A 23,946-nucleotide genomic window follows, 5' to 3' on the forward strand; every position below is an offset into this window, starting at 1 on the left:
ACCACAAGACCTAGCATGGAAACGCCCGATTCGACCATGATGAAATCAAGGGCAAATCGGGCGAAACACCTCGAAAGAGATTAGTCGGCCACAAGGTTTTTGGGACTGCCGACGACCACAAAGGAAAGGGTTTCCGGATCATAGAGCCGCTTGATCACCGCGTTGATCTCGTCCAGCGTCACCGCATTGACCAATTCATTGCGCGTGGCGATGTAATCCGGCGAGAGACCGTCCATCTGCATCCCGACAAGAATACGCGCAATCGGCGCATTGCCATCGAACCTGAGCGGATAGGCCCCCGTCAGATAGGTTTTCACATTCTCCAACTCTTCCGCCGTGAGCCCCTTTTCAGCGAATTTCTTCCATTCGGCTTTGACCACATCAATCGCCTCGGCCACAACTTCGTTGCCGGAAGAAAACTGGCCCATGACAAGTTCGGAATGATCGAAAGGCACGAGATAGGAGCCGACACCATAGGTCAGACCACGTTTTTCACGCACCTCTTCCATGAGGCGCGATTCACCGTGGCCGCCCAGAACCTCGTTGGCGATGTAGGCGGGAATAAAGTCGGGATCATCACGCTTGATACCCTTTTGCCCGAACATCACCACCGATTGAGGCGTCTCGAAAGGCACAACCGTGATACCACCCGAAAAGGCCGGCTCCACGCGCTCCGGCAGTTGCGGGCCCGCTTCAGGCAAGTCGCCCAGAAGATCATCCAATAGCGCGGACAGTTCTTCCGCCGTGATATCCCCGACAGCCGACACATAGAGACGATCCCGCGTCATCACACGATCTTTGGCCAGAAACATATCGTCACGGGTCAGCCCCGCAACGCTTTCAGGCGTCCCGTTGTCATTGTTGCCATAGGGGTGGTCGCCAAAGGCCTGTTTGTAGAACGTGTCCGATGCAATTTCCCCCGGATCGGTCTCTGCATTGCGCAGAATCGACAAAACCTGAGAGCGCACACGATCCACAGCCCCCTGATCAAAGCGTGGATCCATAAGCGCCGTGCGCAGCAGGGTCATGGCTTCATCACGATTCTCACTCAAAAAACGCGCGGAAACCGACACCGAATCCATACTGGCGTTAAACCGGAAACTGGCGGCCAGACTGTCGCGTGCCTTGGCAAAGGCCTGCGCATCCATATCGCCCGCGCCCTCTTCCAGAGTGGCCATCATGAGGCCCACTTCGCCCCGTTTGCCCGGCCGGTCCAGAGAAGTCCCGCCCTGAAAGCGGATTTCGAGCGCCGTGAAAGGAATGGAATGTTCCTCGACCAGCCACGCCTTGATCCCGCCCGGCGTTTCGACGGTCTGCACTTCCACAGCCGCATGCGCGGGCAGACTGAGCCAGACAAGTGCAACCAATGTGCTCAAGAGACGTTTCATTCTTCGGCTCCTTCCATGTTGGAGGGCATCAGCCAGCCCGTAACCGCATGACGGCGGTCAAACACCTCTTTGGCGGCATTCATGACATCTTCGGCGGTGACGGCCTGCAAAATTTCCGGCCAGTCTTCGATATCTTTCAGGGACAGCCCAACCGCCATCTCCGCACCATATTGTCGGGCCAGCCCTTCGATATTGTCTTCGGCATAAATCAGGCCCGCCCGCAGCTGGGTTTTCAGACGTTCAAGCTCTTCGGGATCAACACCGTCCTTCATGAATTGCGCCAGAGTGTCGTCCAGTGCAGCCTCGGCCTCTTTCATCGGAACATCCGGACTTGGCACCATCGTCAGGGAAAATGTCGCATCATCAATCGACGTGCCATCGTAATAGGCCCCGACATAGATCGCCTTCGGATCATCGAAGTTCAATTTGCGCGCCAAATAGGAGGTGGTGGAATTCCCGCCCAAAAGCTCGGCAAGCAATGTCAGGGCTGCGGCTTTTTCCTGTGCGCCCGGATCGCGTTCCGGAGCAAGGTAACTGCGCGTGATATAGGGTTGCGCCACGCGCGGATCGCCCATCTTGAGGCGACGCTCGGCCAGTTGCGGTGGTTCCTGCGGGCGCAAACGCGGTTCAAGGTCCGGCGAAGGCGCGACAGGGCCGTAATAGGTTTTGGCCAGCTCATACACCTCATCAGGATCAACATCGCCCGCCACCACGAGAATGGCATTATTCGGGGCGTAATACTCATGGTAAAAGTTGAACGCATCCTCGCGGGACAGCTGCTCCATCTCCTGCCGCCAACCGATGATCGGAATACCGTAAGGATGGTTCAGATACTGCGCCGCACGCATTTGTTCACGGAAAAGCGCCCCCGGATCATTGTCGATACGCTGGTTGCGCTCTTCCAGAATGACCTGACGCTCTGTCGTCACATCGTCTTCGGTCATTTCCAGATCACGCATCCGGTCCGCTTCCATTTCCATCATCAAGGGCAGGCGGTCTGCGGCAACCCTTTGATAGTAGGCGGTATAGTCCCAAGAGGTAAATGCATTGTCCGACCCGCCATTGCGCGTCACCGTTTCCGACAGTTCGCCCGCCTCAAGATCATCCGTGCCTTTGAACATCAAATGTTCAAGAAAATGCGCAATGCCGCTTTTGCCCAGACGCTCGTCGGCTGCGCCGATTTTATACCACACCGTATGCGCCACCACAGGCGCACGGTGATCTTCGAGCACGACAATTTCCATCCCGTTGTCCAACTCGTAGTGGCTCACCTCGGCCGCGAGGGCCGGTGCCGCGAGGACTGGGGACATGAGCGCCACAAGCGCCGCCGCCAAACCATATTTCATGAATGTACCTTTCAGATCGAACAGGGATCAGGTCAGAACTATAGAGCGAGTTTGCGCAAAAGCGCAGCCCGGAACCGCCGCGTTGACGTGGACGTGAAGCAGCGCGATCCGCTTACTGTTCGGGGGCGGACGGAACCGAAACACCAAGCGCTCTCAAACGCTCCCATTCGGCATAAGCATCAAGCGCAAAACGCTTGTAAGCCCGTTCATAGCTACCTCGGCCTTTGCGACGGCCTTCATCGGCATCATGCAGTTCCGCGCGGATATTATCATCCACACCGTAGCGTGAGGCATAGGAGACAATCCCGCCATCAACACCCGTCGCAGACGGCACACGCCCGCCCAGCGCCACGATAGCATCGGCATTGGGGGTCTGATCTGTCAGATTCGTGCCGCCCAGCGTGGGCGCCGGAAGATCATTGTAATTGTCCGGTTCCTGCAAAGGCTTGGTCGTCAGGATCGAAAACTCGTCCGGACCGGTCTTTACCCGATTCGGAACACGTTCCTTCTGGCTGCAAGCAACAAGCGCGGTCAGAGCCAAGAGGCACAGAGCCGTTCGGGACACATTCGAGACCATAGAAACCTTCCTCCGCAAATCGCGTCAGAGCATGTTTAAACCAGTCTGACCCCAAGGTCACGTCCGGTTTTTCGTCTCACCCGTGAAAAGAATGAGACCGAATGCCCCTGCAAAAATTGTGATATCCGCCACGTTGAAGGAATAGGGGTTCTGAAACCCGCAACAGGACATGTTGAGAAAATCCGCCACCGCGCCATAGATAATGCGGTCGATGGCATTGCCCAGCGCACCGCCGACCAGAAGTCCGGCACTGATCTGCCCCAAGATGGAAAACTGTTCGCGTCGCACCCAGCGCATCACCCACGCAGAAATGACTACCGCCAGAGCAACCCAGCCCCAGCGCAACAGATCGCCATGACCGGACAAAAGCCCGAAGTTCGCGCCTTGGTTCCATGCCATGTGGAACACGAGATAAGGGGGCAGAACATCAATCTGCCCCACAGTTTTAAGATCGAGAAACTGGACCACGGCCCATTTGGAGAGCTGGTCGATCACAAAGGTGATCAGCGCTGTCAGAGCCGTGATCCGCATTCTCAAACCTCAGTGACGGAAATGGCGCATACCGGTCAGCACCATCGCAAGCCCTGCTTCATTGGCCGCGTCGATCACCTCTTGGTCGCGCATGGAGCCACCCGGCTGGATGACACAGGACGCGCCCGCAGCGGCCGCTTCCAGCAGACCGTCGGCAAAGGGGAAGAACGCATCAGACGCCACAGCGGACCCTTTGGTCAGCGGCTCGGGAAGCCCCATCGCCTCGGCCATGCGCTCGGCTTTCTTGGCGGCGATCAACGCGGAGTCGAGACGCGACATCTGACCCGCACCGACACCGACAGTCGCCTGATCCTTCACATAGACAATCGCGTTGGACTTGACGTGTTTTGCCACTTTCCACGCGAACAGAAGGTCTTTCATCTGCTCGGGCGTCGGCGCTTTCTCCGTCACGACCTTCAGATCATCCATGCCGACAAAACCGGCATCCTTGTCTTGAAACAGATAGCCGCCGGCAACCTGACGGATCGTCGAAGGCTTGGCCAACACATCCGGCAGCGCTTCGGTGGTCAAAAGGCGCAGGTTTTTCTTCTTGGCAAAAATCTCTTTCGCCTCATCCGATGCACCCGGCGCGATGACAACTTCGGTGAAAATCTCGGTGATCGCTTCTGCCGTTTGCGCGTCCAGTGCCTTGTTCAACGCAACGATACCACCGAAAGCGGAGGTGCGGTCACAATCGAAAGCAGCTTTGTAAGCATCGAGAAGCGTCTCACCCTTGGCCACACCGCAAGGGTTGGCGTGTTTGATGATCGCCACGGCGGGCGTCTCGGCGGGATCAAACTCGGCCACCAGTTCAAAGGCGGCATCCGTGTCGTTAATGTTGTTATAGGACAGTTCCTTGCCCTGATGCTGCACCGCGGTCGCCACGCCGGGGCGCTCGGAGCCGTCCACATAGAAGGCCGCGGACTGGTGCGGGTTTTCGCCGTAACGCAGGGTCTGTTTGATCTGACCGGCCACAACACGGCGGCGCGGAGCCTCTTCGCCAATCGCACCCGCCATCCAGTTCGACACGGCGGCGTCATAGGCCCCCGTGCGGGCATAGGCGATCTGCGCCATTTTCTGACGGAAGGCATAGGAGGTCTGACCGTCATTCGCATCAAGCTCGGCGATCAGCGCGTCGTAATCCTCGACATCCACCACGGTCGTCACGAATCCGTGGTTTTTCGCCGCCGCACGGATCATCGCCGGACCGCCAATGTCGATATTCTCGATCATCTCGTCATAATCGGCACCACGCGCCAAGGCGGCTTCGAACGGGTAGAGGTTCACAACCAGAAGGTCGATGCCGCCAATCCCGTGTTCATCCATTGCGGCCACATGCTCGGCATTGTCACGCAGCGCCAGAAGGCCACCATGCACACGCGGGTGCAGCGTCTTCACACGCCCGTCCATCATTTCAGGGAAACCGGTCACTTCCGAGACGTCTTTCACCTCAAGGCCGGCATCGCGCAGCGCCTTGGCGGACCCGCCGGTGGACAAAAGCTCGACCCCCTTGGTAGCCAGCGCCTTACCCAATTGGGCGAGGCCAGTTTTGTCGGATACGGAAAGAAGCGCGCGCTTCACGGGATAAAGGTCGGTCATAGCAGGTCCCCAGAATGGCTCGATGGCAAATCGGCTCACAGATCAGTTCAGCGTCTCGTCGTCCATCTCAAGATCGCGGAGCGTCGTAGGCGTCTCCTGCGCTTTCGCGAGAGTCCAACGGACACGGGTCGCATAATCCATTGCCGTCGCAGATAGAACCACTTGTTTGCTCGCACGCGGCTTTAAACGGTTTTTTTCTAGATAAACCGAGCGTTCGAGGCTCAATTTTGCGCGACCGTCATGGCGGAACACCCAAATCTCGCCGGATTTCAGCGCCAGAGACACTGCCGCGCCGCCCATATCAAGCTCGGCGTCCACATCCGGATGAAGGTGGAACCGCACCTGAAACGGAATACCCTGTAGTTTGAGCCGGTCCATCATCCGGTCGAATTGCCGCTCGTCCTCACCCGTGATCGTCGCCAGCGTATCCTCGCCCGCAATCCCGCGCCCGTCTTTCGACAATTCGATCTGCCGGATATGGGTCAGCCCATGGGTCTTCACATAGCCGTCATGCCCCGCAACGAAGCCCCCGCCATCCTCGCTTGTGCGCAATTCCAGACGCACCGCACTTGGCACATCGACCAGCAATTCGCGCAAATGTCCGCCGATCATCCGTTTCGGACCAAGCCGCGAGGAGGAAAACCCCTCGATCCCCAGCGTGGAATGTGACGGAGTTGCCCGACCGGCACGGCGCCATTCCGGCCCGAAGCTGCTCCCAGCCCCGCAATTGACGATCAACGGCCTGCGCCCGGAGGTCAGTTCAAACGCCATCGTCGACGCATGGGCATTGAAAGAGGCCTCCACTTTCGGGGGCGGAGCCGCATCGACAATGATTGACGTGCGTCCGGCGGCAAGCCGCAAGAACCCCATGTGAAGCCCCTGCCCTGGCGGGGTCTTGTTGCCCGAACTTGCCAAAGCGCGATCAAGCCGCCCCTCCATGCCACGCCCGCCGCCATGAAAGCGGGCCAGCCCGCCGTCCGAATGACGTAATGCGCGCAATGTCGGCGCGATCCGTTCAATCGCTGCCAGATGCGCTTCATCTGCAATCTTTCCGGCCTCCGACAACGCCGCTGCGGCCCATGTCAAAAGAGTGAAGACCTCAAGTAATTCTTCCGGATTGCGGGTCGGGATGCCGCCCTCGTCATCAATCTCTGATTCGCATTCCTGAGCCAAGGCTTTGACCGCCGGCGCAACATGCTCTTCCATGCCCACGAGGGACAGGCCCGCATAGATCAGCCCTGTCAGCGCCTCGAAACGGGGCAGACCGGGACTGGCCGTTTGCCACCGCCGCGACAGGAAGATCGTCTGCTGTCCAAGGGTCTTGTAGAACGCGTTCGAGACATCCGCCTCCTGACCCGACAGGAAGAACAAAGCATGGTGAATCCAGCGGATAAGCCGTCGACCGGTCAGGTCCGGCGTCCAGCCCGGCCCCTTCCCGCCCGCATAGCGCTCCATCCATTCCTTGATCCAGTCCTGCGCCCGATGGCGTGCATTGTAGTCCCCCACAGCCGCCAGATCATCAAGCCATGCAAAGCCATGAATTTCTTCGACAAATCCTTGAGCCGGCGCATCAATATCCCAAATGGACGTGTTTTGCGCTTCGACCAGATAGCCCGCGAACAGGAAATTGCCGCCGATCAACTGGCGGCCACGCGCAAAGGACCCGATGGATTTGGGTTCAGGCTGCGAGACGAATCCCAAGGCCGGTTTCGCACGCGCTGCGCGCCACGCATGATACCTGTTCATGCGGCGTACATTTTTCGCCCGCCAATCCTCGCTTTGCGACATTGCCTGCCCCAGCCTGTCGGTTCGTTTTCGTTGCCCGGAAGATAGCGGGCGCCACGCGAGATGTCATCGGGAAATCCCCGCGTGTCATCCCCGTCGCAAAACCGTGATGAAGAAACCGTCCATCCCGCCACGCTCTGCCCAATAGTCGGGACGGGTGCGCAACCCCTCTTCCCCTATCCACTCGGGCGCGACACCACTGATGCAAAGCGCGTCGAGATCGACACGCAGATCAGGGTGGCGCGTTTTCGCATCGCGCACCTGCTCTTCGCCCTCGTCAATCAGCAGGGAACAGGTGCAATAGACCAGTTTTCCGCCCGGTTTGAGCATCCCCAAGGCGCGGTCGATCAGATGTTCCTGCAACTCGAAAAGCCCCGGAAAATCCGAGCCGTCCTTCACATAGGGCAAATCAGGATGGCGCCGGATCGTGCCCGTCGCGGTGCAGGGCGCATCCAGCAGAATCGCATCGAACGGCCCACCCTCATATTCCAGCGCATCCCCGACGGCGATTTCCGCCGAGAGCGCACAACGCGTCAGGTTTTCCTGCACACGCCCCATCCGTGATTCGGAAATGTCGAGCGCCGTGACATTGGCCCCCATAGCGGCCAGTTGCAGGGTCTTCCCCCCCGGCGCGGCACACATATCGAGGACATGATCGTCTTTATCCGGCGAAAGGATTCGCGCAGGCAGGCTTGCGGCTGCGTCCTGCACCCACCATTCGCCTGCCGCGAATCCGTCAAGTTTCGTCACCTGAACCGCACGGCTCAAACGCACGGACCCGCTCGGCAGCACCTCACCACCCAAGGTCTTTGCCCAGCCTTCCGGATCAGCTTTCACGGTCAGATCAAGCGGCGCCCCCTTGGCCTGCACGGCCTCCATCGCGGCCACCGTTGCCTTGCCATAATCCGCGACCAGAGGTTTGCGCAGCCATTTCGGCAGCATCGGTGCGGGCAGCGTATCCCATTTCGCCTTGTCACCATCGACCTTGCGCAGCACCGCATTGACCAGCCCTTTGAAATGGCTGGACTTTGGCCGCTCCTGCATCAGAGTCACATAAGCATTCACCACGCCATGCGCGGCCTCTCCCATGGCGCAAATCTCGAATACGCCCATGCGCAGAGCATTCATGACATGCGGCGCAGGGCGCTTGCTCAGATGCGGGCCAAGCATCCGGTCGCAGCGATCCAGCACCCGCAAAGCTTCGGTCACCAGCCGCTGGGATCGCGCACGATCCTCCGGCGACAAGTCCTTGGTCCGCTGCAACAGCACTTCGGACAGAAGCCGTTTCTCAAGGAGCACGGCATCCAGAAGGGCCAGAGCGGCCCGGCGGGCTGCAAGCCCCGCGACATCAGATGATCTTGTTTTCATGGTCTGACCCCGTATATCACAAGGGCAAGCCGGACAAGATCATCCGAAGGATTTCCCGATGACCGACAAGACAGAAAACCCAGAAACCACCATTCCCCCCGCCGCACAGCGGGCGCTGGCAGAGGCCGAAGAGCGCCGCAAGGCCCGCGAAGAGGCAGTGAAAGCGATGCCAACCGAACTGGGCGGACGAGACGGGCCGGAGCCGGTGCGTTACGGCGACTGGGAAAAAAAAGGCCTCGCCATAGATTTCTAAAAGAAAAACCCGCGGCATTCCGCGGGTTTTGTTTTGCAACCTTGAACCGAAAACTCAGAGCCCCAGCACATCGAGCATATCATACTCTCCAGGTTTCTGGCCCTGCCCCCAAAGCGCGGCTTTCAGCGCGCCTTTGGCAAAGAGGGAGCGATCGGAGGCAACGTGACGCAGGATGATGCGCTCGCCATCGCCCGCAAACATCACATCATGCTCACCGACAATGTCGCCGCCACGAATGGCGGAAAAGCCGATGTCTCCCTTTGTGCGCGCGCCTGTGATGCCGTCACGCCCCGAATCGCGCACGTCACTGAGCTTCACACCGCGCCCTTCAGCAGCAGCCTCGCCCAGCATCAGCGCCGTACCGGAAGGTGCATCGACCTTGCGGTTGTGGTGCGCCTCGATGATTTCGATGTCATAATCGGCATCCAGAGCCGCCGCGACCATTTTCGTGAGCTTCGTCAACAGGTTGACACCCAAAGACATATTGCCCGCGCGGATAATCGTCGCGTGATGGGCCGCCAGTTCGATCTTTTGCAACTCACTTGGACACATGCCCGTGGTGCCGATCACATGAACACAGCGCGCCTGTGCGGCCAGCGCAGCAAACTCCACCGTGGCTTCGGGCGCGGTAAAGTCGATCACCGCCTGCGCCTTGGAAAAAGCCTCCAACGCATCATCCGTCACCTGCACGCCCAGAGCCGCGCCGCCCATGGCTTCGCCCACATCGCGCCCGATCCAGTCGCTCTCGGAACGTTCCACCGCGCCCACAAGCCTGCACTTTTCCGAGGCCACGACGGTTTTGATCAACATCTGCCCCATGCGACCGGACGCACCGGTGATGACAATGCCGGGAAGCTCGCTCATGGTTTTATCTCCTGAATTCTCTTGGGCTGTGCTTTAACCTGTGCAAAGGCTTTTGGCAAAGCCCGCTTGCAAGACTCTCTGTTCAGGACTATCTGCGCACCTATGGCAAAACGATCTCATTCCAGCGGCCCTGGCCGGTCGCACCGCACCCTTCGCGTCGGCGAGGCCATTCGGCGTCGTCTGTCCGAAATTCTCACCCGTGGCGAAATCCACGACCCCGATCTCACCGCGATGTCCATCACGGTGGGCGAGGTCCGTGTCAGCCCGGACCTGCGTGTGGCGACCGCCTTCATCCTGCCGCTTGGCGGGAAAGACGCCGAAGAGGCGCTTCTGGCGCTGCGCCGGAACAAAGGCGAGATCCGTCACCACATGGGCAAGGCGCTCGGGATCAAACACACGCCCGAGATGCGCTTTGCGCTGGATGACACCTTTGACCGTATGGACGCGACACGGCGCATGTTTGCCGACGAGCGCGTTCAACGCGACCTGCACAAAAGCGACGACGAGGAAGAGTAATGGCCCGACGCAAGAAGGGGCGCGCAGTTCACGGCTGGTTGGTCGTGGACAAGCCCGCCGGCATGACCTCCACATCTGTTGTCAACAAAGTGCGCTGGGCGTTCAACGCGCAAAAGGCCGGTCACGCGGGCACGCTTGACCCCGATGCGACGGGCGTCTTGGCCGTTGCGCTGGGCGAAGCGACGAAGACCGTGCCTTTCATCACCGATGCGCTGAAATGCTACCGCTTTTCCGTACGCTTCGGACAAGCGACGAATACCGATGACGCGGAAGGGCAAGTGATCGCGCAAAGCGATACACGTCCAAGCGACGAGGACATTCTCGCCGCCCTACCGCAATTTGAAGGCGACATCATGCAAGTGCCGCCGAAATTCTCCGCCGTGAAAATCGACGGGGAACGCGCCTACAAACTGGCCCGCGACGACGAGGATTTCGAGATTGCCGCCCGTCCGCTCTATGTGGACGAGTTGAAATTCGTTGAACGTGTCGATGCGGATCACGCGATTTTCGAAATGGTCTGCGGCAAAGGCGGATATGTGCGCGCGATTGCCCGTGATCTGGGCGAGGTGCTTGGCTGCTTCGGCCATGTGGAATGGCTGCGGCGGGAATGGTCCGGCCCTTGGGATGTTGAAGAAGGTGTCTCTCTGGACGAGGTTGAAAAGCTCGCCCGCACAGACGAGATTGACCAGCTTTTGCGCCCCGTCGAAGAGGGGCTTGCCGACCTTGACGAAGTGACCTGCACACCCGAAGGCGCGACGCGGCTCAGAAACGGCAACCCCGGCATGGTCTATCCAGCAGATGGTGTGGAATATGGCGATGAAGTCTGGGCCTCTTTCGAGGGCAAACCCGTCGCTGTCGGGCAATACAAGGCCGGTGAACTGCATCCCAACCGTGTGTTCAACCTCTGAAAGCCAGATGAGCGCAGAGACGCACCTTGCCTTTCCGCTCGTATCGGTTTTCCTTGAGTGAAGTCCGAGACAAGAGGTTTTGACACATGAGCGAACGCAGGCAGATTGCCACGAACGAAGATGCCCACAAGCTGCATGATCCGGGCGGGAAGGTTCATATCCGCCTGCCCGACGGCGTCATCGGTGGCGCGCGGTTTTCGGCCTGTGGTCGCTACCGTCAAACCCTGACACGCGACTGGACACCGGAAGGTGAAGCGCCGCGCACCATTATGTTCCTTGGCCAGAATCCCTCTGTCGCACGGGCCGATGTGTCGGACCCGACCTGTGACAAGGAACTCAAATTCGCCCGCCTCTGGGGCTACACGCGTTATGTGAAAACCAACATGCTGGACTGGCGCGCCACCCATCCCAAGGATGTTCCGCATGATCCTGCACTTGCACGAAGTGCAGAGAACCTACCTGCCATCCTGCGCGAAGCAGAAGAGGCCGAGGAAATTCTCTTGGCCTATGGCAAGTTGCACAAGAGATATGCCCCCATCGTCAAACAGACCATTGAGGCGCTTAGAGCGACCGGCAAGCCCCTCAACTGCCTCAAGCTGAACAAGGACGGATCAGCGCAGCACCCGCTCTACATCCGCGGCGACACACAGCGCTTTCCCTTTCCTGATCCCGAAGAGTAACGCAGGGCTTTCCCAGCCTCATACTGCCCCATACATGAAAAGCGCCGGGCTCTCCCGACGCTTTCGCATATTTGGCGATCAACTTCGCCCCCCTACAGAAAATCATCCCTGCGCGGGGTGAAGCAGTCGATAAGTTTGCCCGGCTCAAGACACAGACAGCCATGCTCCACACCCGACGGGATCACAAAGCTGTCTCCCGGCCCGACCTCACGCACCTCATCGCCGAGGAAAAATCGGTAGCGCCCGCTTTCCACATAGGTCGACTGCACATGCGGGTGGCGATGAAGTGCCCCTTCGGCACCCTCCGCATCAAAACGGAAGGCAACCACCATAAGCTCGGGACTGTCCGACAACACCTGCCGAGTGACATGCTCTCCGGTCGAAACGATTGGAAAATTTGCCATCATTCCCCTCCGTCTTAGCTAAAGAGCATCCCGCCGTTGATGTCGATATTCGCGCCGGTGATATAGGCGGAGTCGTCGGTGGCCAGAAAACAGATCAGGTTCGCGGTGTCCTCGGGCGTGCCCTGACGCTTGAGCGGCGCGGCGGCTTCGAGACCACGACGACCGGCATCCGGCGTGTGGATATTGTGGAAATCCGTGTCGATCATCCCCGGACAAAGCGCGTTCACGCGGATGTCGGGGCCCAGCTCCTTGGCAAGGCCACGGGTCATTGTCATCACGGCCCCTTTGGACGTGGCATAGGCCACAGCACCCGGTCCGCCGCCGTCACGACCGGCCTGACTGGCAAGGTTGACAATCACACCGGATTTCATGTGGGCGAGCACCGCCTTGGTCATCATGAAAATGCTGGTGAGGTTCAACGTCATCACCGTGTTCCAATGCTCAAGCGGCATCTCTGCGATGGTTTTACGCCCCACGAGACCACCGGCGTTGTTCACCAGAACATCCACGCCGCCAAAGGTATTGACCGCTCCATTCACCAAGGCATCCACGCCCTCCTGCGTGCACAAATCCCCCTGAACCGCGATGGCTTTGCCGCCAAGCGCTTCGATCTCGGCCACGGTCTCCTCGGCCCCTTGCGCCGATGCGAAATAGTTGATGGCCACATTGGCTCCCTCTTTCGCCAGCGCCACCGCAGCAGCCCGTCCGATATCGCGCCCGCCACCGGTCACAATCGCTGTCTTGCCTTGAAGTTTCATGGTCAGTCCTTCCATTCGTTTTCTTTTTTCGATGCGCAATCCGCACATCTCATTCACCCTGCGGAACATCGGGGCGCGTTGAGGCGCAACCGGCACGGCATCTTGATTTTGATGATCCTTGCCAGTGTCTCGCCTGACTCCCGCCCCTCCCCGAAACCTTTGCCGCATCAGAACGCTGCGGCAGCTTTGCTATAATCACCATGGATTCACCGTTCCGTCAATCCTTGCATACAAGATGTTATACAAGTAATCTCGATAAATCTCCCGCGCTTTTATCGCCGTTACATCTTTGCTAGGGTCGGGAACGGACCATCTTGTGTCAGCAGACAGCATTGAAAGATCGACTATGGACCAAACCACGCCGGACACCCTGACCAAAAGCAGCGTCGATCAGATCACGGACCATCTCTACAAAGAGATCACATCGCTGCGGCTTCTGCCCGGTGCACGTATTTCGGAAACCGAGATCGCGCAGAAATTTGGCGTGTCACGTCAACCCGTGCGGGATGCGTTCAACCGGCTTGCGACGATGGATTTGATCCGAATCCGGCCCAAAAAGGCCACCGAGGTCAAAAAATTCTCCACCGCCGCTATCACAAAATCACGCTATATCCGCGCGGCGATCGAGGCGGCCGTGCTGCGGGACGCCTGCAAATATTGTGATGATGAGGCCGGAAATGCGCTGGACACGGCCCTTTCTTTGCAAAAGAAAGCCCTCGCCGACCGCGATACGGAAGCCTTTGGAAAGCTGGATTATGCTTTCCACAAAACCCTCTGCGACATTGCGAAAGCTCCATTCGCCTATGAGGTCATTCAGGCGGAAAAGGCCAAGGTGGACCGGCTCTGCGTGTTGAGCCTCGCCAAAGAAGATCGCATGCCGGAACTGGTTTCGGATCACGAAAAAATCGCCGAAGCGGTCAAAGCGGGTGATGAGACAGCCGCGCAGGAGGCTGGCATGATCCACCTGTCCCGCCTGGATGATACAATCGCGCGTATCCGCGTGCAAAGGGCCGCATTTTTCGACGACGAAAGCGCCGCCGACTAACCCCTGTCGCGCAACATGGCCTCTTTCGGGATCAGTGCCCCGCGATGGCTGATGACCCGTCCGGCGAGACGATGCCCTGCCAAGGCCGCTGCCACATCCTCCTCCCCGCGAAGCCGCGCGGCCAGAAATCCCGCGTTAAAACTGTCTCCGGCCGCAGTGGTATCCACCACCTTGATCGGGGTCGGAATGGGCACGAGCGTCTCCGCTTCCGTGCCGCGAATGGTGCAGCCCTCCGGCCCGCGTTTGAGCACGATGGTTTCCACGCCCAACTCCGCGATCCGCGCCAGCGTCGCCTCCGGCGTCACGTCATTCCAAAGCATGACCTCATCCTCGAACGTGGGCAGAACCACCGAGGAAAGCGCCATCACCCGCTCAAAGGCTTCGCGCGCCAGATCTTCCTTCCCCGCCCAAAGACGCGGCCTGTAATTGCCATCAAAAGCGACCTCGACTCCCTTTGCGCGTGCCCGTTCCAAAAGCTCGAAAAGGCGCGGCAGATGATCGTTGAACGTATAGAGGCTGATCCCCGAAAGGTAGATCATCCGTGTATCGAGCATCCCTTCAAGCCAGTCTTCGGAAGGCTCGGCAAAGAGTTTGCGCGCGGCGGCGGCGTTGCGCCAGTAGTGAAAGAACCGTTCCCCAGTCGCATCATTGGTGATGGAATAAAGGCCGGTTGTATCGACGGGATCATTGAGCAAGAGAACATCGGAGACCGCGTTTTCCTGCAACGTCGCACGGATACGGGTGCCGAAAGGGTCATCCCCGATTGCAGAGGCAAAAGCCACATTGATCCCCGAACGCGCCAGATAGACCGCGGAATTGAGCGTATCGCCGCCCACCCCGATTTGGGTGCTGCCATCGGGCGCAAATGCGATCTCTCCCATGGCTTCCCCAAGGCAGATGATATCAAAACGGGACATGCGGGTTTTCCTTTGCGTGAGTATTGCGTTGCGGGTTTAGCGGGCCAGCCATCCACCATCGACATTGATCACAGCGCCCGTGACATAGCGGGCCGCTTTGGAGCACAGATAGGCCGCCGTGCCGCCAATGTCCGAAGGCTCCCCCCACCGTCCCGCAGGAATACGCGCCAGAATCGCGTTATTGCGGGCGGGATCGTTGCGGAGGGCTTCGGTATTGTTGGTGACGATATAGCCGGGTGCGATGGCGTTGACGGTGATGCCATGCGGGGCCCACTCGTTGGCGAGACTCTTGGTGATCCCCGCCACCGCATGTTTGGAGGCCGTATAGGCCGGAACGCGGATGCCACCCTGAAACGACAGCAGCGAGGCGATGTTGACGATGGCCCCACCCGTCCCGCGCGCGATCAACTCGCGTCCAAACGCCTGACAGGTGAAAAACAGCGCCTTCTGGTTCACGTCAATCACCGCGTCCCAGTCCGCCTCGCTATAATTCACACTGTCTTCGCGCCGGATGATCCCCGCGTTGTTGATCAACAGATCAAACCCCGCGCCGGAAAACACATCTCTGGCCGCCATCGGGTCCGCGAAGTCCAGCCTCATGTCCTCCGCCTGCCCTCCGGCTGCGGTGATCTTCTGCACAGTATCGGTGCAGGGCCGACGACCGGCACAGATCACCTCCGCCCCTTGCGCAGCCAAAGCACAGGCGATGGCCTGTCCGATCCCCGTATTCGCACCGGTGACGAGCGCCTTGCGGCCAGTGAGGGAAAAGAGGTCGTGCGGCATGGTGTGTCCTCAGCGTCGAAGGGTAGATCATCCTGATCAGATCAGGCTCATGCACTACTTAGCACAAATTTAGATCAATATTTCAACAAAAATGAAATGCTGTTTCATTTTTACAAATGCGCGATTAAAGTCTCTCCACAACGCCCCCGCATAACGCCCCGAATTATTGGGGCGCGATGCTGATGACTGGAGAGACACGGATGCCTTCCTCTACAAAGCCGGACAAGAAACCCGAAAACGTCGCCTCGGTTCTCAAGGTGTTTTCCGTGCTCGAAACCCTGTCGGAAGAAGGCTCTGCCTCATTGGCCCGCATCGCGCAAAAGGCGATGACTTCAAAAGCCACGACCCACCGTCTTTTGCAGACCATGCGCGATCTGGGATATGTCGAGCAGCAGGCCCAAAGCGACGAGTATCGTCTCACGCTCAAACTGTTTTCCCTCTCGGCGCAGGCGCTGGAGGGGCAGGATCGGTTACTCAAAGCCACCGAGAGCGGCATGGCGCGGCTGTCACAGGAGACCGGAGAGGCCATCAATCTGGGTGTGATTGACGAGACGGGGCAGGATGTCGTCTATATCCGGCAGATCGAGTCCAGCTATGCGCTCTCGCTGAAATGCACCGTCGGATCGCGTAACCGGCTCTATTGCACAGCTTTGGGCAAGGCGCTTCTGGCGTGGCGCGACGCAGCTGAGGTGGACGCCTGTTTGCAAAAGATGAGCTTTGCGCCGGTTGGACCCCAAACCCTCGCGGACGCCTCTGCATTCCGGAACGATCTTGCACAGACAAAAGCGCAAGGTTTCGCGGAAGAAATCGAGGAATCAGAAGCCGGTGTGCGCTGTATGGCGGTGCCGGTGCGGGACCAGACCGGCCAATCGGTCGCGGCGGTCTCCATCGCCTTCCCGCTCTTTCGCTATGACGCGGACCATCGCGAGAACTATATCGCACTTTTGACCCAAGTCGGACGCGAGACCTCTGAAGCACTGGGGTATCGCGGTTAATCGGCGCAAACAGGCCCCGCCATTACCCCCAAGGTTTGAAGCCAAAGGTCATGTAGTCACGTTGATACGCGGCTTTCACCGCCTCTTCGACCTCTCCGTCATAGATATCGGCAAGGGCAAAGGGCACATCTTCCGGCTCGGCCTCGACGGCGGGTGGAGTCACGCCCAGCGCATCGGCCAGATACGCAAGATCATCGGCAAGACGGTCTTCGCGCACCACAACATCCGGCAGGGAAAACTCCGCGAATCCCTTAATCACTTCGGATTGCGAGGCCCATGTCCCGTCCACCCGCACGGAGGTCTGGCCGTTCAGATTGCCCTGCACGAATTTCGCAAATTTCAGAAACGCCTCGCGGTGCTGCTCCCGCGTATAGGCCTCATCCGGCGCAGCAACGGGCAGCGGCAACTTATAGGTGCTGCGCAGCGTTTCACGGATTTCCCCATAGGTTCTGCCACTGATGTTCAGGATATAGTCGCAGAACACCCGATGCAGCCTTTGGACCGGATGCGAGATCACCGTAAAGCTGCGATGCCCTTTGTTCTGGCGCTTCCACTGGCGCAGCGTCTTTTGCGTGAACTCCCGCAGCAGCGCGTCAGGCGAAACCCGATCAAGCGCAGACATCCATTCGGCCACGCTCGCCTCCGGTCCGCCCCGCACCGGCATGTAAAGGATCGGCGTTTTGACAGAGGCCACATAGGTCGGCACGGCGGGCTTGCGACGTGGCTCGAAATTCGGCGTGTCGGACAGGTTGAAATGGTCGATGCTGGACAGATCCGACACCATCTCGGCATAATTCAACACCTTGTCCTCAAGCCGCGACGGGTTCTGCACTTTGGTCTTCTGCGTGGTCTTGTTGCGCTCTTGCGTCACTCCGAGGAACCGCGCCAGACCGTTGAGCACCTCAACATCCTGAATGTCGTCATAATTGATATAAAACGCGGTTTGTCCGGTCATCTGGAGCTGGCGTTGCAGGAAAATCTGGAACGCTTTGAGCTCGTCGAGCATCTCCTGAAACTCGCGCCTGTTAAACGTGACTTTCGCGGATTTGGCGTCCTTGAGATCCCCCAGACGCCACTGGCCCGTCACGCTGGCAATCTTGCGGGACACATAGCTTTCCAACGGGTTGCGCGTCAGGATGATCTTGGCGCATTTCGGGTCGTTGAGCACATGGGTCAGGATACGCGGGTCGTGATCGTGAAAGAACCGGAAGCCGGACAGACCCTTGGTCTCCTGACGCATCTTGTCCAGAAGAACCGTGGGCCTTGCCTCGCGGGCCTGCATTGAGACGCCCAACATCTCCTTTTGCCCAGACTTGCCGATAAAGGCGGGGTTGAAGACCTCCCCCCAGCATTTCAGACCAGGGTAGGAATTGACGTTTTCTTCCAGAAAATTGGACCCTGTCCGCATCTCGGCAAAAATAACAAAATATTCAAAAGACTGGGCCATAATCTATTTTACCAAGTAAGGGCGCTTGTGGGAACGGGCGCGCGTATCGGATTCGTTGCCCATGGGAAAGTCTCCCATGAGGTGAGGTTTCATGCCTTGGTTTTTCAGGTTTTGCAGGAATTGTCCAAACCCTGTCAAATCCCGCATCCGCGGCGCTTCTGCCAACCGGCGCACATTGCGCGGCGCAATCTCGTCAATAATCATTTGCAGGGGCTCCATCGGGCTTTCGATGAAATCCGCCAAAGTCCAGATCCGGATCCGCGCCTTCACCTCACGCGACCGTAGAATGTCGAGATGCTCCGCCTCGATTTTTTGCAGCCGCGCCGCTTCCCGCCGGATTTCGGAAAAGCTCATGTTCGAACGGAACAGGCTCACCGCCCAAGCGCCGGAGATTACCGAGACCTGCGCATTCGGGTCCGTGGCGACGAGCCAGCTGATCTCCTGATTGTCTCGCGGCCCGAACATAAAGCACTGGCGTTCGCCTCGCGTGTTCCAGACCAAGGAGGTCAGAAAGCCGCAAGGGTTGTAGTCCCGCAACCTCGCCTCTGACGACAGAGCGCCGGAAAAGACCTTTTGCTTGCCCGCGAACTCGGCCCCTTCGGGCGCATAAAGGTGCCCGTGGACCCGCGCCCCGACAGAGCGCGACAGCCAGCCCTCGAAATCCTCGAACAGATCTGAGAAGCCCTCGAAAATGGAATACGGCCCGCTGGTTTTTCCGTGTTCCTTCCCATGCCCCGGCATCCGGCTTTGCATATACAGACCTTCACGCCCGTTGACCCGACGCTCAACCGCCTTGGAAAAGATACGGTCAATTTTCCCCGGATTGGGCTCAGCCCCCTTCATCGGGTTGATCTTGGTATCAAGAAACGTCGCGTAGAGCCGCTCCGCCTTCGGCCAGATTTTGCGCGCCACGAAACAGTCGGAGCGCCGCAGAAGCTGGAGGTGGTCGTCGTAGAAAATATGCGGCTTTCCCTCATAGTCGAATTTAGACAGGGTCAGAGACCGGCTTTCGATATTATCCGAATAGAGCCGCACGAGGGTCTGGTAATAACTCTCATCCGGAATCCAGACCTTTTTGAAATAGGTATCATAGATTTTGCGGTCCGGATCTTCGAGAATGGCCGACAGGGTTTGCCGCGTCAGACACCACCATTGCGAACCGAGGTGCGGCACCAGTTTGTCCGGAATTTTGCGTTTATAACCGACCTTGCGTTGCCACGTCACATAGCGGTCAAACAGACGCCGCTGTTTTTTCCACGAAAACGGGAAACGCAGGGTGAAGCGTTCATGGTCCAACCCGCCGACGGTCCAAGGCACATCCTCGGTCGTGACGCTCTCGATGAAATTCGTCAAAGGGCGTTCCGCGAGGTATTGTTTGAGGTCTTCGACGGGGCGCAACGGCAGACAGGAGCCGGACGAAAGATAGACGTGGTGCACCTCGGGAAAGCGCGAGAGCATCAGCTCTGATGCATCCTGTGATGCCCCCACCAGAGACCATGTCCCCCACTCGCAGGCGCGGCGCTTCGAGAACACCACATTTTCAAGATCGGACAGGCTGTTGACGAAGGGTTGATAGCGCTCTTTTTTCACCCGTTGATCCACGTGGATCACGACGGGGCAACCGTGAGATGCCCAGTGCCGCGCAACCTGTTCGGCGCGATGCAGCGCGGTATGAACCAGCATGACAAACCCGACCGTCATGCCCAGTTCCCCTTGGACATCAGGCCGAGAATTTCGAGTTGCCGCCAATTGATGTATTTCTCCGACCAGTTGCACCACAGGTCGGGGTCATCTTCGAGCCGGTTGTGATAGGCGAGATATTCGCGCGATCCGGCATAGTGCTGTTTGCGCTCAACCTCCTCGCGGGTTTTCTCGACAAAGGTATTCAAGAACTTTGCATGCAGCAGAGCACCAGAGGCCTTTTCCCCGCCTTCGGTCTCGTAAACCAGATTGAGCCCGCGCGGCAGCAGCATATGGGTCGAATGCATATAGGCATAATTGCGGTGCCATTTGACGAGCGGAATCTTGTTCAGAGAGGGTGCGCTATAGGGATCATCCTTGAAGAACACCCGAGCACGCGGCCCGCCCTGAATCCAGAGATTGTAATATTCGGGATTGGTGGAAATCATGTAATTCCCGCTGTCGAACCACTCGGCAATCTCGAACGGGTTCTGCCCCTCGCGGTAAAACTGCGCATCAATCGGCCCTTTCGGATACATGTCGATCAACATGGCCGAAAAGCTTTTGAGACCCGAATTGTCGAGCCAGTCGGTCAGTGCCTGTATGGGGCGCGTATCGCAAAACGGGAAGACGAAAAATTCGTCCACATCGACGGTCAGCGTCCAATGCCCGTGGCAATATTTACGCGCGATCCAGTTCATCCAGTGCACGCCAAAAAGCGACTTTCGATAGCTCCCCGCGGTGTGCCAGATCGAAACATCCTCTTGTTCAAGAAGATATTCCCGAGACCCGTCATCGCTGTCGTTATCCACGAACAGAAAATGACGCACCCCCATATCCCTGTAATACTTCAGGAAATACGGCAGGCGGATACGCTCGTTCCGCAGGGTGCAGACCAGCAGGATATCATCGGGCCGGATACGCGGGGTATTGTCCTGCACAAGGCTCAACTCCCGACGTGCCTGAAAGGCCCGCCAGAGCGCGCGTTTGCGCCGCAGCCGCATCTTATATTGCCAAAGCCTGCTCACCAGTCTGCCTTATGCCCCCGAAACCCGGTAATCATGATGCCGCAACGCGCCACCCTGTCCAAAGTCTTTGCTATGTAACCTACGGATATTCAAATGAATCGTAAACAATTCAGATCAAATAGCAAAATTGTTTAATCCACTACGAAAAAACAGAGGGATTTCGCCCTATTTCTTCCCCCACGTGCCACGACTCATAAGCCCGAGAGCTTCCAGTTGCTCCCAGCCCTCATAGGCCACCGACCCCTCATGCCAAAGCGTTGGACCACTGATGACAGCATCATAGTAGGCACCAAAAGCATCCGGCTGCGCAAAATGCTGCTTTCGGGTCTTTTCCTCGACAGACTTCTCCACCGCGATCGGCAGGAATTTCGTATGCAAAAGCACACCGCACAGCCGCGTGTCTCCGGGGCCGTTATAGGCATGGTTAAGAGCACGGGGCAGCATTGAATGCGTTGAATTGAGGTAGACATACCGCCAATGCCATTTCACAAGAGGCAGCTTGTTCAGCGTCGGCCCGCGCCGTGGATCGTCAGCAAAAAACACCCGCTCCCGCGCGCCACCCTGAACCCATAGATTGTCCTTTGGCGCCTGACGCACCGCGCGGTAAGGTTCAGGATCAAAAAACGGCACAACCTCCAGAGGGTCTTGTCCGACGCGATAGTCTGCCCCGTCAATCGGCCCTTCAGGATACAAATCCAGCATCAAAGCCCCGAACGCCTTCTGCCCCGTTTCATCAAGAAAAAGCGTCAAATCCCGCAGGGTTCGGGTCTCTTGGAATGGAAAGACAAGCAACTCGTCCGCATCAAGCGTGAGGCACCACTTCCCCCGCGCATATTTCAACTGAAGCCATGTCGTCCAGTCCAGCCCGAACCGTGCCTGTTTATAGCTTTCCCTTGTAGACCAGAGCGACACATCCGGCTGATCAGAGAGAAACTCCACAGTTCCGTCATCGCTGTCGTTATCCACAAACAGGAAATGGGTCACCCCAAGGCGGCGATGATAATCCAGAAAATAGGGAAGGCGCAGCGCCTCATTGCGCAGACATCCCACACAGAGGATGGATGTCTCATCAATGTCGGAGGTCCGGTTCTGTATCACACGCAATTTATGACGCGCTCGAATGGCACGCCACAAAAGATACCGTCGCCGGACCCACAGTTTATAGCTCTGCCAGATACGTCTCAAATCCGCCCGTCCCCCGTATCAGGGCCAGATGCGAGCCATGCGCGACAAACCGAAAACACGGCCTCTCGCACATGACATTTCACTTCTCATAATGTCCGGTCTGATGCCATTTCCAGGCATCCCCGATCATCTCTGTGAGGTTGGAACGATCCGGCGACCAGCCAAGTTCCTTGATCGCACGCTCAGACCCCGACACCAGCTTGGTGCAATCACCGGGACGACGGTCGCCCTCGACATAGGGCACTTCCATGTTGGTCACCGCCCGCGAATGATCAATCACCTCACGCACGGAGAAGCCCTTACCCGTGCCAAGATTGAACACACGGCTGCCCTTGCCATCTTCGAGCCATTTCAGCCCCAGAACATGCGCATCGACCAGATCGCAGACATGCACATAGTCACGGATACACGTGCCGTCCGGCGTGACGTAATCCGTGCCGAAAATGGTCAAGGCATCGCGCTTGCCCGCAATAGCGTCAAGCATGAGCGGGATGAGATGGGTCTCCGGCTGGTGGAATTCCCCGACCTCTGCCTCGGGATCGCCCCCCGCGACATTGAAATAGCGGAAGATCACCGAATTGAGGCCGAATGCCTGTTCGAAGTTCTCCAGGATATCTTCAATCGCCCGTTTCGACGCGCCGTAGGAATTGATCGGCAGTTGCACCGATTCTTCGTCCAGAACAACGTTGTCCTGATCGCCATAAGTCGCGCATGTCGAGGAAAAGACAAAGTTCATACAACCCGCAGCAACCGCGGCCTCGATCAAGGTCAGCGAACCGATGACATTGTTGCGCCAGTATTTCGCAGGATCTTTCATGCTTTCGCCGACCTGCGAGAAGGCCGCGAAATGCATCACGGCGACAGGGTTATACTTGGCGAAGACCTCATCAAGACGAGCACGATCCAGAAGATCACCCTTCTCGAAAGGCCCGAATTTCACCGCATCTTCCCAACCCGTAGACAGGTTGTCGAAAGTCACAGGTTCATAACCCGCCGCACGCAACGCCTTACAGGCGTGCGAGCCGATATAGCCCGCACCACCTGTCACAATTACACATTTTGTCATTGTCGCACCTTACTGGGCAGCCGCACGCTCGGCCGAAAGCTCGTCAAGGAACGTCTGAAGCTCGTCGCGCAAGTCATCCCGCGACAGACCAAAGGAAATGGTCGCCTGAAGGAAGCCCGCTTTCGAACCACAGTCGAAACGCTGGCCTTTAAACCGGTATCCGTAAACGCCGCGCTCCGTGCCGATTTCATCCGCAATCGCATCGGTAAGCTGGATTTCTCCACCGGCACCGGTTTTCATCGTGTGCAGGTTCTTCATCACAGACGGATCGAGAATATAACGACCGATCACAGCGAGGTTGGACGGCTCGGTCCCCGGCGCAGGTTTCTCAACCATGCCTTTGGCCGAAACGGTGTTGCCCATGTCCTTGTCCACATCGAGAACACCATAGGAGGACACTTTGTCCGCCGGAACTTCCATCGCGGCAACCATAGAGCCACTGCCGCCGAGTTCTTCGTAGGCCTCAACCATCTGTTGCAGACAGGGTTTTTCCGCCGCGATCACATCGTCGGGCAGGATAACCGCAAAAGGTTCTTTCGGGTCCAGAAGGCGACGTGCGCACCAGACCGCATGACCGAGACCAAGCGCCTTATGCTGGCGAATATAAGCGATGGCACCGCTGTCCATATTCGTGCCTTTCAGCACCTCAAGCAGCTTGCCTTTGCCCTTTTTGCGCAGCTCTTGCTCAAGAACCGGAGAGTGGTCGAAATAGTCCTCAAGCGCGCCCTTGCCGCGCGAAGTTACAAAGATGAATTCCTTGATGCCCGCAGCCCGTGCCTCGTCAATGGCATACTGGATCAGCGGACGGTCGACCAAGGTCATG

Annotated in this window: 24 protein-coding genes; 6 read left to right on the forward strand and 18 right to left on the reverse strand. The window is 58.1% G+C overall.

The genetic code is table 11. The features are described from left to right. Nucleotides 1–80: 80 nt before the first annotated feature. The 7 genes from BM152_RS15990 to BM152_RS16020 form a co-directional block, all read right to left on the reverse strand. Entirely contained in the window at nucleotides 81–1,388 is a 1,308-nt protein-coding gene (locus BM152_RS15990; protein WP_066608380.1) for a M16 family metallopeptidase, read from the reverse strand. Then, the gene (locus BM152_RS15995) at nucleotides 1,385–2,734 is read right to left on the reverse strand and encodes a M16 family metallopeptidase (RefSeq protein ID WP_066608383.1); all 1,350 of its coding nucleotides are present in this window, start codon (nucleotides 2,732–2,734) and stop codon (nucleotides 1,385–1,387) included. The genes BM152_RS15990 and BM152_RS15995 overlap by 4 nt, the downstream gene beginning before the upstream one ends. Before the next feature lie 112 nt (nucleotides 2,735–2,846). Further along, nucleotides 2,847–3,311, reverse strand: a complete 465-nt coding sequence (locus BM152_RS16000; RefSeq protein WP_066608386.1) for a DUF3035 domain-containing protein — start codon at nucleotides 3,309–3,311, stop codon at nucleotides 2,847–2,849. A gap of 57 nt (nucleotides 3,312–3,368) precedes the next feature. Next, the gene (lspA, locus tag BM152_RS16005; protein ID WP_066608394.1) at nucleotides 3,369–3,842 is read right to left on the reverse strand and encodes a signal peptidase II; all 474 of its coding nucleotides are present in this window, start codon (nucleotides 3,840–3,842) and stop codon (nucleotides 3,369–3,371) included. Between the two features lie 9 nt (nucleotides 3,843–3,851). Further along, entirely contained in the window at nucleotides 3,852–5,441 is a 1,590-nt protein-coding gene (gene purH / locus BM152_RS16010; protein ID WP_066608396.1) for a bifunctional phosphoribosylaminoimidazolecarboxamide formyltransferase/IMP cyclohydrolase, read from the reverse strand. Between the two features lie 42 nt (nucleotides 5,442–5,483). Beyond that, nucleotides 5,484–7,187 carry a heparinase II/III family protein gene (locus tag BM152_RS16015; protein WP_231730588.1) on the reverse strand — a complete coding sequence of 568 codons (1,704 nt, stop codon included), beginning with the start codon at nucleotides 7,185–7,187 and terminating at the stop codon, nucleotides 5,484–5,486. Between the two features lie 126 nt (nucleotides 7,188–7,313). Next, nucleotides 7,314–8,594 carry an RsmB/NOP family class I SAM-dependent RNA methyltransferase gene (locus BM152_RS16020; RefSeq protein ID WP_066608400.1) on the reverse strand — a complete coding sequence of 427 codons (1,281 nt, stop codon included), beginning with the start codon at nucleotides 8,592–8,594 and terminating at the stop codon, nucleotides 7,314–7,316. A 58-nt stretch (nucleotides 8,595–8,652) separates the two neighbouring features. On the opposite strand from BM152_RS16020, the gene BM152_RS16025 reads away from it, so the two are divergent. Continuing rightward, nucleotides 8,653–8,847, forward strand: a complete 195-nt coding sequence (locus BM152_RS16025) for a DUF1674 domain-containing protein (protein ID WP_066608402.1) — start codon at nucleotides 8,653–8,655, stop codon at nucleotides 8,845–8,847. 54 nt (nucleotides 8,848–8,901) lie between these two features. Here the strand turns inward: BM152_RS16025 and dapB are convergent, their stop codons facing one another. Then, the gene (gene dapB / locus BM152_RS16030) at nucleotides 8,902–9,711 is read right to left on the reverse strand and encodes a 4-hydroxy-tetrahydrodipicolinate reductase (protein WP_066608405.1); all 810 of its coding nucleotides are present in this window, start codon (nucleotides 9,709–9,711) and stop codon (nucleotides 8,902–8,904) included. A gap of 102 nt (nucleotides 9,712–9,813) precedes the next feature. On the opposite strand from dapB, the gene rbfA reads away from it, so the two are divergent. The 3 genes from rbfA to BM152_RS16045 all read left to right on the forward strand — a co-directional run bounded on the left by rbfA (nucleotide 9,814) and on the right by BM152_RS16045 (nucleotide 11,815). Beyond that, entirely contained in the window at nucleotides 9,814–10,227 is a 414-nt protein-coding gene (gene rbfA, locus BM152_RS16035; RefSeq protein WP_066608408.1) for a 30S ribosome-binding factor RbfA, read from the forward strand. Beyond that, nucleotides 10,227–11,135, forward strand: coding sequence for a tRNA pseudouridine(55) synthase TruB (truB, locus tag BM152_RS16040; RefSeq protein WP_066608410.1), 909 nt, complete (start codon nucleotides 10,227–10,229; stop codon nucleotides 11,133–11,135). Before rbfA ends, truB begins: the two co-directional genes overlap by 1 nt. Before the next feature lie 86 nt (nucleotides 11,136–11,221). Beyond that, complete coding sequence (locus BM152_RS16045) at nucleotides 11,222–11,815, forward strand: DUF1643 domain-containing protein (RefSeq protein WP_066608412.1); 594 nt, start codon at nucleotides 11,222–11,224, stop codon at nucleotides 11,813–11,815. A 92-nt stretch (nucleotides 11,816–11,907) separates the two neighbouring features. Here the strand turns inward: BM152_RS16045 and BM152_RS16050 are convergent, their stop codons facing one another. Both BM152_RS16050 and BM152_RS16055 read right to left on the reverse strand, forming a co-directional pair. Beyond that, on the reverse strand, nucleotides 11,908–12,219 hold the full coding sequence (locus BM152_RS16050; protein WP_066608415.1) for a cupin domain-containing protein: 312 nt from the start codon (nucleotides 12,217–12,219) through the stop codon (nucleotides 11,908–11,910). Nucleotides 12,220–12,233: 14 nt separating this feature from the next. Then, nucleotides 12,234–12,977, reverse strand: a complete 744-nt coding sequence (locus BM152_RS16055) for an SDR family NAD(P)-dependent oxidoreductase (RefSeq protein WP_066608532.1) — start codon at nucleotides 12,975–12,977, stop codon at nucleotides 12,234–12,236. A gap of 346 nt (nucleotides 12,978–13,323) precedes the next feature. On the opposite strand from BM152_RS16055, the gene BM152_RS16060 reads away from it, so the two are divergent. Beyond that, complete coding sequence (locus BM152_RS16060) at nucleotides 13,324–14,022, forward strand: GntR family transcriptional regulator (protein WP_066608418.1); 699 nt, start codon at nucleotides 13,324–13,326, stop codon at nucleotides 14,020–14,022. Here BM152_RS16060 and BM152_RS16065 read toward each other — a convergent pair. Continuing rightward, entirely contained in the window at nucleotides 14,019–14,939 is a 921-nt protein-coding gene (locus tag BM152_RS16065) for a sugar kinase (protein ID WP_066608420.1), read from the reverse strand. The two genes, BM152_RS16060 and BM152_RS16065, sit on opposite strands and share 4 nt — an antisense overlap. A 36-nt stretch (nucleotides 14,940–14,975) precedes the next feature. After that, nucleotides 14,976–15,722 carry a 2-dehydro-3-deoxy-D-gluconate 5-dehydrogenase KduD gene (kduD, locus tag BM152_RS16070; protein ID WP_066608422.1) on the reverse strand — a complete coding sequence of 249 codons (747 nt, stop codon included), beginning with the start codon at nucleotides 15,720–15,722 and terminating at the stop codon, nucleotides 14,976–14,978. A gap of 200 nt (nucleotides 15,723–15,922) precedes the next feature. Between kduD and BM152_RS16075 the strand changes: the two genes are divergently transcribed. Beyond that, entirely contained in the window at nucleotides 15,923–16,717 is a 795-nt protein-coding gene (locus BM152_RS16075) for an IclR family transcriptional regulator domain-containing protein (RefSeq protein ID WP_066608425.1), read from the forward strand. Between the two features lie 22 nt (nucleotides 16,718–16,739). On the opposite strand, the gene BM152_RS16080 is transcribed toward BM152_RS16075, so the two are convergent. The 6 genes from BM152_RS16080 to BM152_RS16105 form a co-directional block, all read right to left on the reverse strand. Then, nucleotides 16,740–18,164, reverse strand: coding sequence for a nodulation protein NodH (locus BM152_RS16080; protein ID WP_066608428.1), 1,425 nt, complete (start codon nucleotides 18,162–18,164; stop codon nucleotides 16,740–16,742). Between the two features lie 3 nt (nucleotides 18,165–18,167). Beyond that, a complete protein-coding gene (locus tag BM152_RS16085; RefSeq protein WP_066608431.1) occupies nucleotides 18,168–19,865 on the reverse strand; it encodes a DUF5927 domain-containing protein in 1,698 nt (565 codons plus the stop codon). Continuing rightward, a complete protein-coding gene (locus BM152_RS16090; RefSeq protein ID WP_066608434.1) occupies nucleotides 19,862–20,848 on the reverse strand; it encodes a glycosyltransferase family 2 protein in 987 nt (328 codons plus the stop codon). Before BM152_RS16090 ends, BM152_RS16085 begins: the two co-directional genes overlap by 4 nt. Before the next feature lie 189 nt (nucleotides 20,849–21,037). Further along, nucleotides 21,038–22,057 (reverse strand): glycosyltransferase family 2 protein, encoded by a 1,020-nt coding sequence (locus tag BM152_RS16095; protein WP_066608437.1) that lies wholly within the window; start codon nucleotides 22,055–22,057, stop codon nucleotides 21,038–21,040. A gap of 79 nt (nucleotides 22,058–22,136) precedes the next feature. After that, nucleotides 22,137–23,123, reverse strand: a complete 987-nt coding sequence (gene galE / locus BM152_RS16100; protein ID WP_066608443.1) for a UDP-glucose 4-epimerase GalE — start codon at nucleotides 23,121–23,123, stop codon at nucleotides 22,137–22,139. 9 nt (nucleotides 23,124–23,132) lie between these two features. Beyond that, on the reverse strand, nucleotides 23,133–23,946 hold an 814-nt coding region (locus BM152_RS16105), incomplete at its 5' end, for a UTP--glucose-1-phosphate uridylyltransferase (RefSeq protein WP_074914465.1).

The organism is Celeribacter halophilus, assembly GCF_900114135.1.
In the GTDB taxonomy this organism is placed as follows: Bacteria; Pseudomonadota; Alphaproteobacteria; order Rhodobacterales; family Rhodobacteraceae; genus Celeribacter; species Celeribacter halophilus.